3 protein-coding genes are annotated in these 16,798 nt (G+C 65.0%); 2 read left to right on the forward strand and 1 reads right to left on the reverse strand.

All coding sequences use genetic code 11. From position 1 onward, the window contains the following. The first annotated feature begins 26 nt into the window (after window positions 1–26). On the forward strand, window positions 27–1,415 hold the full coding sequence (locus D8767_RS09860) for an aspartate aminotransferase family protein (RefSeq protein WP_016711680.1): 1,389 nt from the start codon (window positions 27–29) through the stop codon (window positions 1,413–1,415). Window positions 1,416–1,455: 40 nt separating this feature from the next. Here D8767_RS09860 and D8767_RS09865 read toward each other — a convergent pair whose 3' ends face one another. Next, the gene (locus D8767_RS09865; RefSeq protein ID WP_016711679.1) at window positions 1,456–2,409 is read right to left on the reverse strand and encodes a siderophore-interacting protein; all 954 of its coding nucleotides are present in this window, start codon (window positions 2,407–2,409) and stop codon (window positions 1,456–1,458) included. Window positions 2,410–2,593: 184 nt separating this feature from the next. Between D8767_RS09865 and D8767_RS09870 the strand changes: the two genes are divergently transcribed. Continuing rightward, window positions 2,594–16,798: a non-ribosomal peptide synthase/polyketide synthase gene (locus D8767_RS09870; RefSeq protein ID WP_016711678.1), complete on the forward strand. Its 14,205-nt coding sequence runs from the start codon at window positions 2,594–2,596 to the stop codon at window positions 16,796–16,798.

Genomic DNA, 16,798 nt, shown 5'->3' on the forward strand with positions numbered 1-16,798 from the left:
ATTCGCTTGCTTGCGAGGATTCACCCATGTCCACCGCTTCCAGCCTTGCCCAGCTCCCTGTGGCCAACGCGCCGCAGCCTTTGTACGCATTCACTGATTCGCCTTTGCTGCAACGCCAGCAGCAACAAGAGTCCAACGCCCGCAGCTACCCACGGCGCATTCCGCTGGCACTCAAGCGCGCCCGTGGCATCCATGTGGAAGATGTCGAAGGCCGCCAGTTCATCGATTGCCTGGCCGGCGCAGGCACGTTGGCGTTGGGCCATAACCACCCGGTGGTGGTCGAGGCGATCCAGCGGGTACTGGCCGATGAGTTGCCCCTGCACACCCTGGACCTGACCACGCCGGTCAAGGACCGCTTCGTCCAGGACCTGTTCGGCATCCTGCCCGAGGCGCTACGCCGCGAGGCCAAGGTGCAGTTCTGTGGCCCGACCGGCACCGATGCGGTAGAAGCAGCGCTGAAACTGGTCCGCACGGCCACCGGTCGTAGCACCGTGCTGGCGTTCCAGGGCGCTTACCACGGCATGAGCCTGGGGGCGTTGAGCCTGATGGGCAGCCATGGGCCGAAGCAGCCACTGGGGGCCTTGCTCGGCAATGGGGCGCAGTTCATGCCGTACCCTTACGACTACCGCTGCCCGTTCGGCCTGGGTGGCGAAGCCGGGGTCAAGGCCAACCTGCATTACCTGCAAAACCTGCTGCTCGACCCGGAAAGCGGTGTGCCGCTGCCGGCTGCAGTCATCCTCGAGGTGGTGCAGGGCGAGGGCGGGGTGATTCCGGCCGATATCGAATGGCTCAAGGGCGTGCGCCGCATCACCGAGCAGGCCGGCGTGGCGCTGATCGTCGACGAGATCCAGAGCGGTTTTGCCCGTACCGGGCGCATGTTCGCCTTCGAGCATGCCGGCATCGTGCCGGACGTGGTCACCTTGTCCAAGGCCATTGGCGGCAGCCTGCCGTTGGCGGTGGTGGTGTACCGCGACTGGCTGGACACCTGGAAGCCGGGCGCGCATGCCGGCACATTCCGGGGCAACCAGATGGCCATGGCGGCGGGCTCGGCGGTAATCAACTACCTGGTGGAACACCGCCTGGCCGAGCACGCCGAGGCCATGGGGCTGCGCTTGCGCAGGCACCTGCAGCAGTTGCAGCGTGATTACCCGCAGTTGGGCGACATTCGCGGGCGTGGGTTGATGCTCGGCGTGGAGTTGGTGGACCCGCAGGGCAAGGATGCGCTTGGCCAGCCGCTGGCCAACCGCGATCTGGCGGCCAAGGTGCAGCGAGAGTGCCTGAAGCGCGGGCTGATTCTGGAGCTGGGTGGGCGGCATGGCGCCGTGGTGCGTTTCCTGCCACCGTTGATCATCAGCGGCGAGCAGATCGATGAAGTGGCGCAGCGTTTTGCCGAGGCGTTCATCGCGGCAGTCTGACCGATAGCCGGGGGCGCACGGCGCCCTCGGCTGTCTCACGTCAATCAAAGGTGCGACCGGCCCGCCAATACCCCATCAACGTCAGGCATTCTCGCTGCAATCCACGTTCCTTGATCAGGTACCGGCGTATCTCCATCACCGTCGCCGATTCCCCCGCCACCCAGGCGTGAAACTCGCTGCTGTCGCTACTGGCCTGTTCCCACAGGATGCGTGTATCAATATCCACGTCTTCCAGCTTCGCCCGTGGTGTGGCGTGCCCAAGCGGCAGGCTGGCCAGCTCGCGCACGGCGTGCTGCATGGCTTGGCCATGTGCGCACCTCAGCCGTTCGCGCGGCAGCCAGCGCAGCGCAGTGGCATCGCCATGGCGCAGGCTCAGGCAATCCGCCTCCAGCGGCACCTCGATGAACGCGTGCACCGCCAGCTCGGGCTGGGTGTCGGCCAGTTGCTCCAGGATGCCGGCAATCGCCGGCAGTGCGGTTTCGTCACCTACCAACAGCACATTGCGCACGCCCTGGGGTGGCTTCCATTCATAACCGCCGGGGTCGCCCTCATAGGCCAGGTTGGGCGCGACTATCTGCAAACGGTCACCCACCTGCGCGTGGGTGGCCCAGGCCGAGGCGGGGCCGTTGACACCATGCAGCACGAAGTCGATATCCACCTCCAGCGCCTCACGGCGCAAGGCACGGATGGTGTAGGTGCGCATCGGCGGGCGCTGGGCCGGTGGCAGCGCGCTGTGCGCGGCCTTCCAGTGCAGGTCGTTGTTCAGGCTGGGCGGTGAGCCGTCGGGGGCGGGAAACAGCAGCTTGACCCGTTGGTCTGGGGCCAGGGTGGTCATTTCAACAACTTCTGGTCCGGTGAATACCAGCCGGGTGAGCGAAGGGCTGAGCGCGATCCGCCGCTTCAGCTGGATATTGAAGATTCGATAGCTGGGGCGTTTGCCGGGGAGCGCTTGAGTGACCCGCTTGCGCAGGTTGTTGGCCAGGGTGGAGAGCATCGCGAGGGCCGCCTTCTGGAGGATGGGTATGACGTTCAGACGAGTCGCCCACCCGGTGATTTAATCGCGCAGCCTGGGCTGCCGGCGGTGGCCGGGGCTTTGGCTAAATCAGCTCGCGGCTGTTTCGTCTTTGAGGGATGACTGGGCCCTGTGGTCCCGCTTCCTATCGCTAAGGACGCATTGCATGAATGCCGAAAACTCGTTGAAACTCGCTCGCCGCTTTATCGAACTGCCGCCGGAAAAACGCCGTTTGTTCCTGGCCGGGCTAAAGGCAGAGGGCGTCGATTTTTCCTTGTTTCCGATCCCTGCCGATGTTGCCTGCGATGACCGTGATGGGTTGTCCTACGCCCAGCGGCGTATGTCGTTTCTCTGGCAGCTGGACCCTCAGAGCGCTGCCTACAACCTGCCCATGGCTGTGCGCCTGAAGGGCAAGCTCGACCGCCAGGCCCTGCAGCAAGCGTTCGATCGCCTGGTTGCGCGCCACGAGAGCCTGCGTACGCGCCTGCGTACCCAGGGTGAGCATCTGTACCAGGAGGTCCTCGCTGCCGAGGCCGTTGCCATCGTCGAGCACGACCTCACCGCCCTGGCAGCGGCGCAACGCGAAGCCCGTGTCGCGTCACTGGCCGAAGCCCAAGCGCAGGCACCTTTCAACCTGCTGCAAGGGCCGCTGTTGCGCGTGAACCTGCTGCAACTGGCCACCGACGAGCACGTGCTGCTGCTTACCCTGCACCACATCGTGGCCGATGGCTGGTCGCTGAACGTGCTGATCGACGAGTTCGTGCGTTTGTACGATGCCGCCTGTCAGGGCAGCGAAGCGACCCTGCCGGCGCTGCCCATCCAGTACCGCGACTATGCGCTGTGGCAACGCAGCTGGCTGCAAGCCGGTGAGCAGGAGCGACAGCTGAGCTACTGGCGCGAGAAGCTGGGCGATGATCATGCCGTGCTTGAGCTGCCGCTCGACCATTCCCGTGTCGGCGCACCGAGCCATCGCGGCGCGCGGCGCGAGTTGCAGGTCGACCCAGCGCTTGCCGAGCGTCTCAGGGCGTTGGCCAGTGCCCAGGGGGTTACCCTGTTCATGGTGCTGCTGGCATCGTTCAAGCTGCTGCTGCAACGCTACAGTGGCCAGCGCGCCATCCGCGTCGGCGTTCCGGTCGCCAACCGCCACCGTACCGAAGTAGAAGGCTTGATCGGTTGCTTCATCAACACCCAGGTGCTGCATACCGATATCGACCCGCTCATGGATGTGAGCCAGCTACTTGGCCGGGTCAAAGACACCGCCCTGGGCGCCCAGGCGCACCAGGATCTGCCGTTCGAGCGCCTGGTCGAGGCGCTCGAACTGGATCGCAGCAGCGCGCAAAGCCCGTTGTTCCAGGTGCTGTTCAACCACCAGGCGGCCATCGCCGACGCCGGTCAGGTTCGCCTTGGCAGTGGGCTGACGCTGGAAAAAGTCGCCCTGGACAAGCACAGCGCTCGCTTCGACCTTTCCCTGGACACCTATGAAAGTGCCGGGCGTCTGCACGCGGTGTTCACCTATGCGCTGGATGTCTTCGAAGAAGCCACGATCATCGGTTTCGGCGAGGATTGGCTGCGACTGCTCGATGGGCTGACCCAATCGCCCGCCACTGCGGTCGGCGAACTGCCCTTGGCGACCCAGGCGGTACAGCCGCTGGAGCCGCAAGCTGCCGGGGCGCAAACGCCCGGCCTGTGCGTCCATCACCTGATCGAAACGGCCGCCAACCTCAACCTGCAAGGCCTTGCAGCGAGCGGCGAGGCCGGTCGAATCAGCTATGCCACCTTGCAGGCACGCTCGGATGCCCTGGCCCACGCACTGCTGGCGCGTGGCGTACAGCTGGATCAGCGGGTCGGCGTGGCGGCCGACCGGTCCTGCGAGATGCTCGTCGGCATCCTGGCCGTGCTCAAGGCCGGTGCCGCCTACCTGCCGCTGGACCCTGACCAGCCTCAGTCGCGCATCGACTTCATGCTTGCCGACAGCAAGGTCAAGTGGGTAGTGGGCCGAGCAGGGCAGATCAGCCTGCCTGAAGGCGTCGCAGCGATTGACGTGGAGGGCGACTACCCGTCTGCGTCGGCGCCCAAGGTGGCGGTCCATGCCGACAACCTTGCCTATGTCATCTACACCTCCGGCACCACCGGCAAGCCCAAGGGCGTCGCGGTCAGCCATGGCGCCTTGGTCAACTACGTGCGCGGCGTCAGCCAACGCCTGCCCATGGACCAGATCGGCAACCTGGCAATGGTCACCACGCCGGCGGCCGACCTTGGCCACACCATGCTGTTCGGTGCACTGTGCTACGGCAAGACCCTGCACATGCTGCCCAAGGAGACCGTGCTCGATGCCCAGGTCTTCGCCGCCTACCTGCAGGCGCATGCCATCGATGCACTGAAGATCGTCCCCTCGCACTTGCAGGCCATGCTCGCCGCAGGCGCCGAAGCCTTGCCACGGCGCTGCCTGGTGGTGGGGGGCGAAGCGTGCACTGCGGCGCTTCTGGGCCGCATCAAGGCCTTGGCGCCCGACCTCGACGTGATCAACCACTATGGTCCCACCGAGACAACGGTCGGCGTCCTTACCCATGCCCTGCAGGATCGCCCGGTGCTCGGCCAGCCGCTGGACAACCTGCGCGCCCATGCGCTGGACAGCTGCCTTCAACCCGTGCCCGGCAAGGCCAGGGGGGAGCTCTATATCGCCGGTGCAGGGCTTGCGCGTGGCTACCTGGGCCAGGCGGCGCTGACTGCCGAGCGCTTCGTACCCGACCCCTGCGGCACCGAGGGTGGGAGGATGTACCGTACCGGCGACTGGGTACGCCTGAACGCTGACGGCGAATGCATTTTTGCCGGGCGCATCGATGGCCAGGTGAAGATTCGCGGCTACCGCGTCGAACTGGCCGAGATCGATGCCTGTCTGCGGCAGTTGCCGGGGATCGAAAGCGCCGTTGTGCGCGTGGTTGGCGAAGACGCCGATCGGCAGCTGGCCGCCTACCTGGTCCCGCAGCACTGGGCTGCGCAGGACGAAGCCCGTCAAGCTGTCGTCGACGGTATCCGGGCCGCGTTGAAGCTCGCCCTGCCCGAGCATCTGGTGCCGCATTACCTGATGCTGCTGGAGCATCTGCCGGTAACCCTCAATGGCAAGGTCGACGTCAAGGCATTGCCCGAGCCGGTCGCCGTCACAGCCCTTTACCGGGCTCCCGAGACCGCACTGCAGATGCAGGTCGCGGCCATTTGGGCCGACGTGTTGCAACAGGCCCAGGTCGGCCTCGACGACAATTTCTTCGCCTTGGGTGGCCATTCGCTGCTGGCCACTCAGGTGGTCTCGCGGATCAGGCAGCAACTGCGCCTGGACGTGGCCTTGCGGGTGCTGTTCGACACTGCTGACCTGTTCGGTTTCGTCGAGGCGCTGCAGGGGCTGGAGCAGGTCGCCGGAGGCGAGATCCAGGTGCTGGACCGGACGGTGCCGCTGCAGGTTTCGCACGCCCAGTACCGCCAGTGGATGTTCTGGAAGCTGCACCCGCAAAGCACTGCCTACAACACCCCCCTGGCCATCCGCTTGCAAGGCCAGGTGGACCGGGACGCGTTGCAGGCCGCGTTCGATGCGCTGGTGATGCGCCATGAATCCCTGCGCACGATCTTCGAAGAGCATGACGGCATCCCCCGGCAGCGCATACTGCCCGCAGCGTCGCCGTGCATCGAGTACCATGACCTCAGCACTGCCGACAGCCGGGCGCTGCAGCAGCGCCTACACGACGAGGCGCTTACGCCCTTCGATCTCGAACAGGGGCCGCTGATTCGGGTCAAGCTGTTCCAGGGTGGCCCGCAGGAGCAGGTGCTGACCGTGCTGTTGCACCACATCGTCTCGGACGGCTGGTCCATGAGCGTCATGGTCCGCGAGCTGGCTGCCGTCTACAACGCCCACACTACCGGCCAGTCGCTCGAACGCCAGGCGTTGGCGGTGCAGTACGCCGATTACGCCGCCTGGCAGCGCGAACGCCTGGCCTCGGGCGAGCTGCAGGCCCAGCTGGCATTCTGGAAAACCACGCTGGAAGACGATTTCGCAGTCCTCGAACTGCCTGCCGACCGTATTCGCCCTCAGGTCCAGAGCTACCGCGGCGGGCGCGTGGATGTGCGCCTGCCTGCCGCGCTCACCGCCGATCTGCAGCGCCTGGCGGTTGCCGCCAATGCCACGCTGTTCCATGTGTTCCTGGCCTCGTTCGCACTGCTGCTGTCGCGCTACAGCGGGCGCGAAACGCTCAACATCGGCATGCCGGTGACCAACCGCAATCGCCTTGAGCTGGAGGGACTGATCGGTTTCTTCGTCAACACACTGGTCGCTCGCGTGGCGGTCGATCCGTTGCAGTCCTTCAGGCACTTGTTGCTGGCGGTCAAGGAGACCACCCTGCAGGCTCAGGCGAACAAGGACATCCCCTTCGATGTGCTGGTGGAAGCGCTCAAACCCGAGCGGGGGTTGGGCCACAACCCGCTGTTCCAGGTCATGTACAACCACCTGAGCGACCTTGGCGAGCGGGTCTTTGGCGACAGCGTGCAAGGGCTGCGTGTCGAGGAGGTCGACCTGGTCGAGCACACCACGCAGTTCGACCTGTCGCTGGACACCCTCGAACGCAGCGAGGGTGTGATCGCCTCCTTCGGCTATGCATCGGACCTGTTCGACGTCGAGCGTATCGAACGCCTGGCATCGGTCTGGGTCAACCTGCTGGGCGCCCTGGCCAGTAACGCGGCATTGCCGGTGGCCGAGCTGCCTCTGCTTTCGGCTGCCCAGCACAAGCTGGCACTTGAAGCCGTCGACCCGGCCCCCTTGCGTTTCGCCGAAGGCCTCGGCGTGCATCAGCTGTTCGAGGCGCAGGTGCTGCGCGCACCGGAGGCTACGGCGCTGGTCCTCGATGATCAGGCGTTGACGTATCAGGTACTCAACCGCCGCGCCAACCAGCTGGCCCACAAGCTGCGCGAGCTTGGCGTGGGGCCTGAGGTGCGTGTTGGCATCGCCGTGGAACGCAGCCTGGACATGGTGGTAGGCCTGCTTGGCATTCTCAAGGCCGGTGGTGCCTATGTGCCACTCGACCCGCAATACCCGCAGGAGCGCCTGCGTTTCATGGTGCAGGACAGCGGTGTTCACCTGCTCCTGACCCAGCCCCACCTGACACCGATGCTGCCGGTTTCCACAGCGGTAACCTGCCTTGAAATGCAGGCGGATGAGCACTGGCTGGGCAACTACAGTACGGCCAACCCGGTGAGCCTGACCGTCCCCGACAACCTGGCTTATGTGATCTACACCTCCGGGTCCACCGGCAAGCCCAAAGGTGTGGCCGTCGCTCATCGGGCGCTGTCGGTGTTCTGCAGCGTGGCGGCTGACTATTCGCGGCTCGATGCCAGTGATCGGGTGCTGCAGTTCGCCACGGTCAACTTCGACGGCTTTGTCGAGCAGCTCTACCCGGCCTTGTGTTGCGGTGCCCGGGTCGTCATGCGCGGCTCGCAGCTGTGGGACATCGAAACCCTCAAGCAGGCCATCGTCACCCACGGCATCACCGTGGCGGACCTGACCACCGCCTACTGGCGCATGCTGGCGGCGGAAAAGCTGCCCGCCGGTGCCTGCGCGTCGCTGCGTCAGGTGCACGTGGGCGGTGAAGCCATGCCGATGGAAAGCCTTGGCGACTGGTACGCCAGCGGATTGCAGCAGGCACGTCTGCTCAATACCTATGGGCCTACCGAAGCGACGGTGGTAACCACCGTGCAGGACTGTGCAGGTTTGCAGCCTGGTGCCGGTGGCAAGGCCATCGTGCCGATCGGGCGGGCGGTGGGCGGCAGGGTGACCTATGTCTGTGACGATGGCCTTGTCCTGGCCCCGGCCGGTTGGGTGAACGAACTGCTGATCGGTGGTCGCGGCTGTCTCGCCCGTGGCTATTTCAACCGCCCTGCGCTGACCGCCGAGCGCTTCATTCCCGACCCGTTCGACCCGGTCGGCGGCGGCCGTCTGTACCGTACCGGTGATCTGGCAAGCGCCCGTGTCGAGGGTGTTCTCGACTATGTCGGTCGCATCGACCATCAAGTCAAGATTCGCGGCCTGCGCATCGAACTGGGCGAGATCGAAGCGCGACTGCAAGAGCATGCCAGGGTGCGTGAAGCACAGGTCATCGACATCGACGGGCCCACCGGCAAGCAACTGGTCGCCTATCTGGTGATCGAGGGCGGTGTTGAACCGCAGGATGCGCTGCGTGAAAACCTGGCAAGCCACCTCAAGGCTGCATTGCCGGACTACATGGTTCCGGCGCACCTGATGTTCCTCGGCCAATTGCCGCTGACGCCGAACGGCAAGCTGGACCGCAAGGCGCTGCCAAGGCCCGACCTGAGCCTCGAACAGCCAGCCTATGTGCCCGCTCGCAGCGAACGTGAAAAACAGATTGCAGCCATCTGGGCCCAGGTACTCAAGGTTGAACGCATCGGCCTGACCGACCATTTCTTCGAACTGGGCGGGCATTCGTTGCTGGCTACCCAGGTCACCTCGCGCATTCGCCAGGCCCTGGGCCTGGAAATACCCCTGCGCACGCTTTTCGAAGCCCCGGTGCTGGCTGATTTCGTCGCCTTGACAGGGCAGGGCACGCACGCGGCTGCCCTGGCGTTGCAGCCGGTCGACCGCACCCAGCCGTTGGCCTTGTCTTATGCCCAGCAGCGGCAGTGGTTCTTCTGGCAGATGGCCCCTGAAAGTACCGCCTACAACATGGCCACGGTCTTGCGACTGCGCGGCGAGCTGGATGTCGAGGCACTGCGCCTGAGTTTCGAAGCGCTGATCGCGCGGCACGAGACCCTGCGTACCACCTTCCGCCAGGCCGGTGACCAAGCCCTGCAGGTGATCCACCCGGCGCAGCCGTTCAGCTTGGCCTGCGAAGGGGTCGAACCGTGCGAGGGAGACGAACAGGCCGCGCTGCTCAAGCGCCTGGTCGAGGCAGAGACGCAACGTCCCTTCGATTTGGAGCACGGGCCGTTGCTGCGCGTGAAACTGTTGCGGGTGACCGAGGATGACCATGTCCTGGTACTGACCTTGCACCATATCGTCTCCGATGGCTGGTCGATGCCGGTGATGGTCGATGAGCTGGTGCAGCTGTACCAAGGGCGGCGCAACGGGCAGGCGGCGCAGTTGCCTGCGCTGCCTGTCCAGTACGCCGACTACGCCGTATGGCAGCGGCAGTGGATGGAAGCCGGTGAGCGTGAGCGCCAGTTGGCCTACTGGAAGGCCCAACTGGGGGACCGGCAGCCGGTACTCGAACTGCCCGGCGATCGCCCGCGCCCGGCTAACCAGGACTTCGCCGGCGCCAGTTTCGCCATCGACCTGGACCGCGACCTCGTGCACGCGCTCAAGGCATTGGCCCAGCAGCAGGGCGTCAGCCTGTTCATGCTGCTGTTGGCCAGCTTCCAGACCCTGTTGCACCGCTATTCGGGGCAGGACGACATTCGCGTCGGCGTGCCGATCGCTAACCGTAACCGCCTGGAAACCGAACGCCTGATCGGCTTCTTCGTCAATACCCAGGTGCTCAAGGCCGAGTTCGACCTGCACACCACCTTCAGCCAGCTGCTTGAGCAAACGCGTCAGACGGCCCTGGCGGCCCAGGCTCATCAGGATCTGCCGTTCGAGCAGTTGGTCGAGGCGCTGCACCCTGAGCGCAGTCTGAGCCACAGCCCGCTGTTCCAGGCGCTCTACAATCACCAGACCGAACAGCGGGGGCAGGCGCGCAGCCTGCCTGGGCTGGAAGTTCAAGGCATGGCCTGGGAGCGCTATACCGCACAGTTCGACCTCACCCTTGATACCTTCGAGCATGCCGAGGGGCTGGGCGCTTCGCTGGTCTACGCCACGTCGCTGTTCGACCGCCCGCGCATCGAGGCGCTGGCGCAGCATTGGTGCAACCTGCTGGCCGACATCGTGCGTCAGCCCCATCAGCGTGTCGCCGAGCTGGCGATGCTGGGCAGCCAGGAGCGTGAACAACTGTTGGCAAGGTGGGACCAGACTGGCGACGACCATCCGGACGACCGTTTCGTCCATCAACTGTTCGCAGACCAGGTTGCCCGCACGCCCGAAGCCATCGCAATCCGCTTCGACGATCAACGCCTGAGCTACCGCCAACTCGATGCGCAGGCCAATCGCCTGGCGCACCGCTTGATCGAGCAAGGGGTCGGCCCGGAGGTCAGGGTGGTCATCGCCATGCGCCGCTCCACCGACATCATGGTGGCGTTCATGGCAGTGCTCAAGGCAGGTGGCGTGTATGTGCCGCTGGACATCGCCTATCCGCAGGACCGCCTGCGCTACATGATGCAGGACTGTGCTGCGGCCTTGGTGCTGACGCAGAGCGATGTGCTGGGCACGCTGCCGATCCCCCACGGGTTGCCGACGCTGTCGGTGGACCTGCCGGCCGCCTGGCAGCAAGGCCCGGACACGGCGCCCGAGGTGGCGCTGTCAAAGCACAACCTTGCCTATGTGATCTACACCTCGGGCTCGACCGGCATGCCCAAGGGTGTCGCAGTGGCGCACGGGCCTCTGGCCTCGCACATTCTGGCCAACGGTGAACGCTATGAAACCGGCCCGCAGGATTGCGAGTTGCACTTCATGTCCTTCGCCTTCGATGGCGCCCATGAGGCCTGGATGCACCTGCTGATCAACGGCGCCAGTGTGCTGGTGCGTGACGACAGCCTGTGGCTGCCCGAGCAGGCCTACGCCGAGATGCACCGGCATGGCGTGACCATTGCCGTGTTCCCGCCGGTCTATCTGCAACAGCTGGCCGAGCATGCCCTGCGCGTGGGCAACCCGCCACCGGTGCGAATCTACTGCTTCGGTGGTGATGCCGTACCGCAAGCCGGATACGAGCTGGCCTGGCAGGCCCTGCGCCCGCAATACATCTTCAACGGCTACGGGCCGACCGAAACCGTGGTCACACCGTTGCTCTGGAGCGCATCGCCAGGCGATACCTGCGGCGCGGCCTACGCGCCTATCGGCCGCCTGGTCGGGCGCCGCCGCAGTTATGTGCTCGACGCAAGCCTCAACCTGGTGCCGTTGGGGCACAGTGGCGAACTGTTCCTCGGCGGGCTCTGCCTGGCGCGTGGCTATCTCGACCGGCCAAGCCTGACCGCCGAGCGCTTCGTCCCCGACCCGTTCGCCGCGAACGGCGAGCGCGTCTACCGCAGTGGTGACCTGACTCGCACCCGCGCCGACGGTTTGGTTGACTACCTGGGGCGCATCGACCACCAGGTCAAGATCCGCGGTTTCCGTATCGAGCTTGGCGAGATCGAGGCGCGGTTGCAGGATCACCCGGCGGTGCGCGAAAGTGTGGTAATCGACATCCAGGGGCCAGGCGGCAAGCAGCTTGCCGCGTATCTGGTCAGTGCGGATGTGCAGCTCGACGACCTGCCGGGGCAGAGCCTGCTGCGCAGCGAACTGCGCGATCACCTCAAGGCGACCTTGCCGGACTACATGGTGCCCACGCACCTGGTGTTCCTCGACAAGTTACCGCTCACGCCCAATGGCAAGCTGGACCGCAAGGGCCTGCCAGCGCCTGACGTCACTCAGCTGCAGCAGGTGTACGTGGCACCTCGAAACGCGCTGGAGCAGGCCATCGCCGGGATCTGGGCGGATGTTCTGAAAGTCGACAAGGTGGGGCTGTCCGACAACTTCTTCGAACTGGGTGGCGACTCCATCATTTCGATCCAGGTGGTCAGCCGCGCGCGCCAGGCGGGTATCCGCTTCACCCCCAAAGAGCTGTTCCAGCACCAGACCGTCCAAGGGCTGGCCTCGGTCGCCAGGCAAGGGGACGAAGGCGGATTGCTGATCGAGCAGAAGGCTGCCACTGGCCAGACCCTGCTGCTGCCGATCCAGCAATCGTTCTTCGAGCAGGACATTGCCCAGCGCCACCACTGGAACCAGGCGCTGTTGCTCAAGGCAGGTCAGGCGCTCGACAGCCAGGCACTGGAGCAAGCGCTTCAGGCTTTGGTGATTCACCATGACGCGCTGCGCCTGCGCTTCGATTGTGCAGAGGGTCAATGGACGGCTCGTTACGGTTCGCCAGAGCCACAGCAAGGTCTGCTGTGGCAGGCTACTGTGGCGGATGCCGAGGCGCTTGAAGCGTTGTGCAATGACGTTCAGGGTAGCCTTGATCTGCAGCGTGGCCCGTTGCTGCGGGCATTGCTGGCAACCCTCGCGGATGGCAGCCAGCGCGTGTTGCTGGCGATCCATCACCTGGTGGTGGACGGGGTGTCCTGGCGGGTGCTGCTGGAAGACCTGCAAACCGCCTACCACCAGTTGCACGCCGGCAAGCCACTCGACCTGCCTGCCAAGACCAGCTCGACCCAGGCGTGGGCTGCGCACTTGCAGCGCTACGCACGCAGCGAAACGCTGCAGGCGCAGCTGGCTTACTGGCAGGCGCAACTCGGCCAGGCTGATGCAGACCTGCCTTGCGACAACCCAGGTGGCTCGTTGCATGGCCTGCATGTCGGCACCGCCCGCACCCGTCTTGACTCGGCCAGTACCCGGCAACTGCTGCAACAGGCACCTGCTGCCTACCGTACGCAGGTCAACGACCTGCTGCTGACCGCACTGGCCCGCGTCATCGCACGCTGGACCCAGCGCAGCGACGTGCTCGTGCAACTGGAGGGGCATGGCCGCGAAGAATTGTTCGATACCGTTGACCTGACGCGGACCGTGGGCTGGTTCACCAGCGTGTTCCCGGTGCGGCTGAGCCCGGAGCAGACGCTTGATGCGTCGATCAAGCGGATCAAGGAACAGCTGCGGTCGATCCCCGACAAAGGCCTGGGCTACGGTGCCCTGCGCTACCTGGGCGATGAGCAGGCCCGCGCGGCGCTGGCGCAGTTGCCGAACCCACACATCACCTTCAACTACCTGGGGCAGTTCGACGGCAGCTTCGCGCCAGGTTCGGACGCCGATGCGTCGGCGTTCCTGGTGCCCGCTGGCGAAAGCGCCGGCGCCAGCCAGAGCAGCGAAGCGCCGCTGGACAATTGGTTGTCGATCAATGGCCAGGTCTATGCCGGTGAGCTGAACCTGGAGTGGACCTTCAGCCGCGACATGTTCAACGTTGACACGGTGCAGCGCCTGGCCGACCAGTTCGCTGCCGAGCTCAAGGCGATTGTCGAGCATTGCCTGGCGGATGCCCACGCAGGTTTGACGCCTTCGGATGTTCCGTTGGCCGGGTTGACCCAGGCCCAACTGGACAGCCTGCCTGTTCCGGCGGCGCTGATCGAAGATCTCTATCCCCTTGCGCCCATGCAGCAGGGCATGCTGTTCCACAGCCTGTTCGAGCAAGGCGGGGGGCATTACATCAACCAGATGCGCGTCGACGTCAAAGGGCTCGACGTACCACGCTTCAGGCTCGCCTGGCAGGCCGCTGTCGATCGCCATGAGGTGCTCAGGGCCAACTTCGTGACCTGCTTCCAGCACCCGCTGCAGGTCATTCGCAGGCAGCTCGAATTGCCGTTCACGTACTTGGACTGGGCCGGCGTCGCCGAGCAGGGTGCGGCCGTGGACAGCTGGGCCGAAGCGGATCTGCGCAAGGGCTTCGACCTGCAGCATGACCCCCTGCTGCGCCTGGCGGTTATCCGCACCAGCGAAGCATCGTGCCATCTGGTTTTCACCAGTCATCACATTCTGATGGATGGCTGGAGCAATGCGCAGTTGCTCGCTGAGGTGCTCCAGGCTTATGCCGGGGTGCCGAACGGTGGGGTGACGGGCCGCTATCGCGATTACATCGAATGGCTGCAGCGCCAGGATGCCGGGCAAGCTCAGGCCTTCTGGCAGCAGCAGTTGCATGACCTGAACGAGCCTACGCGCCTGGCACTGGCCATCCGTCAGGACAAGGCCCGCCTGGGTACCGGCTACGGTGAACACCAGCAGCGTTTGAGCGAGCAGCAGACGCAGGCGCTGGCTGCCTTTGCCCGGCAGCAGCGGGTGACCGTCAATACCTTGGTGCAAGCGGCTTGGCTGCTGCTTCTGCAGCGTTACACCGGGCAATCGTGCGTGAGCTTCGGCGCGACGGTATCCGGTCGCCCGGCGGAGCTGCGCGGTGTCGAGCAACAGCTGGGGCTGTTCATCAACACGCTGCCGGTGGTCGCCAACCCGCGTCCGCAGCAGCGGGTGGCGCAATGGGTGCAGCAACTGCAGGTGCAGAACCTGGCGCTGCGCGAATACGAGCACAGCCCCTTGTACGATATCCAGCGCTGGGCCGGATCGGGTGGGGAAGGGCTGTTCGATACCTTGCTGGTGTTCGAGAACTACCCGGTCGGCGATGCCCTGCAGCAGGGCGCACCCGCCGGGCTCGTGTTCGGCAACGTGCGCGGGCATGAACAGTCGAGCGTGCCGCTGACCTTGGCGATTGGCGCAGGTACGCACCTGTCGGTGCACTACAGCTACGACCGCCAGTGTTTCACGCAAGAAAGCATCGCGCAGATCGCCCGCCACTTCGGCACGCTGTTGCAGGCGCTGGTCAGTGGCGCAGATCAGAGGCTGGGTGACCTGGCAATGACGACCGAGGACGAGGACCTGCAAGACCTCGCTCATCGACACGGTGATGCCTTGTCGCTTTCGGACGCGCCTTGTGTGCACCTGTTGATCGAAGCGCAGGCCGCTCGCACGCCGAACGCCACCGCGCTGATTTTCGGCGACCAGCACCTGACCTATCAGCAGCTCAACCGGCGTGCCAACCAGTTGGCGCACCACCTTCGCGAACGCGGGGTGGGCCCGGATGTGCTGGTAGGGGTCGCACTCGAGCGCGGCCTGGAGATGGTGATCGGTCTGCTTGCCATCTTGAAGGCAGGCGGTGCGTATGTGCCGCTGGACCCTCTCTACCCCCGTGATCGCCTGGCTTACATGATGCAGGACAGTCAGGCTCGTCTGTTGCTGTCCCAGGCTTCGCTGGCGGATCGCCTGCCGCAGGGCGGGACGGCCGAAGTCTTGCTGCTTGACCGGTTGCAGCTGCGAGACGACGCTGATGGGAATCTGGACAATGTCACCGCGCCGGGCAACCTGGCACTGAGCATCTACACCTCGGGATCCACGGGGTTGCCCAAAGGTGTGCTGATCGAGCACCGCAATGTCACGGCGCTGATCGGCTGGGCGCGCACGGTCTACACCACGCAGGACCTGCAAGGCGTGCTGGCATCGACGTCCATCTGTTTCGACCTGTCGGTATGGGAGCTGTTTGTCACGCTGGCTGCGGGTGGCTACGCGGTGCTCGCGCAGAATGCGCTGGAACTGCCCTACCTGGCGGCGCGAGAACGCGTACGCCTGGTCAACACCGTGCCCTCGGCCATCAAGGCACTGCTCGACGCCGGTTCGTTGCCTGCGAGTGTGCGCATTGTCAACCTGGCAGGCGAACCCTTGCGGCAGCCAGTGGTGGACAGGCTCTATGCGCTGGGCCATGTGGAGCATGTCTACGACCTGTACGGCCCGTCCGAAGACACCACCTATTCCACCTGGACCCGCCGTGAGTCCGGTGGGCGAGCCAATATTGGCCGGCCTATCGCGAACACGACAGCGTATACGCTGGACATCAATGGCAAATCCATGCCGTCCGGGGTTGCGGGCGAGCTCTGCCTTACCGGTGCCGGTCTTGCCCGGGGCTACCTGGGGCGTCCGGCACTGACCGCGGAGAAATTCCTGCCCGATCCTTTCGATACTTCCGAGCATGGCGGAGGCCGTCTGTACCGGACAGGTGATCTGGCGTCCTATCGCAACGACGGCATGATCGAGTACATCGGGCGTATCGATCATCAGGTGAAGATCCGTGGCTTCCGCATCGAGCTGGGCGAGATCGAACTCAAGCTGCTTGCGCATCCCGCCATTCGCGAAGTGGTGGTGATCGATAGCGAAGGCCCGGGTGGGCGGCAACTGGTCGCGTACCTTGTGGCTGATGCGTGCATGCAGGCGCTTGGCGACACCCTGCGTGAGTACCTGAAGGCCATGCTCCCGGAATACATGGTCCCGGCGCACTTCGTCGCGCTGGACGCTCTGCCACTGACCCCCAATGGCAAGTTGGACCGCAAAGCCCTGCCTGCACCGGACGCAAACACGCTTCAGCAAGGTTTCGTGGCGCCTTGCGGCGAACTTGAAGCGCAGGTGGCAGCGATCTGGGCCGATGTGCTGAAGCTTGAAAGGGTCGGCATGAACGACAACTTCTTCGAGCTGGGCGGGCATTCGCTGCTGGCAGTCCAGGCGACCCAGCGCGTGCAGTTGCTGCTGGGGCTGGAGGTGCCGCTTTCGGCCCTGTTCGGTGCCGGGCGACTTGCGGACTACGTGGCGACGATGGCTGAGCTGGCGCCTGCCAGCGCAGCGGATGTCGATGAGTTGAGTGATTTCCTGGCAGAACTGGAGAGTGTTTGA

The sequence above is a fragment of the Pseudomonas sp. LTGT-11-2Z genome (genome assembly GCF_003691445.1).
Classification (GTDB): domain Bacteria; phylum Pseudomonadota; class Gammaproteobacteria; order Pseudomonadales; family Pseudomonadaceae; genus Aquipseudomonas; species Aquipseudomonas monteilii.

Excerpts from the sequence above, each read along its gene's own strand:
- D8767_RS09865 (WP_016711679.1), bottom strand. The coding sequence starts at position 2,409 with ATGCTCTCCACCCTGGCCAACAACCTGCGCAAGCGGGTCACTCAAGCG.
- D8767_RS09860 (WP_016711680.1), top strand. The coding sequence starts at position 27 with ATGTCCACCGCTTCCAGCCTTGCCCAGCTCCCTGTGGCCAACGCGCCG.
- D8767_RS09870 (WP_016711678.1), top strand. The coding sequence starts at position 2,594 with ATGAATGCCGAAAACTCGTTGAAACTCGCTCGCCGCTTTATCGAACTG.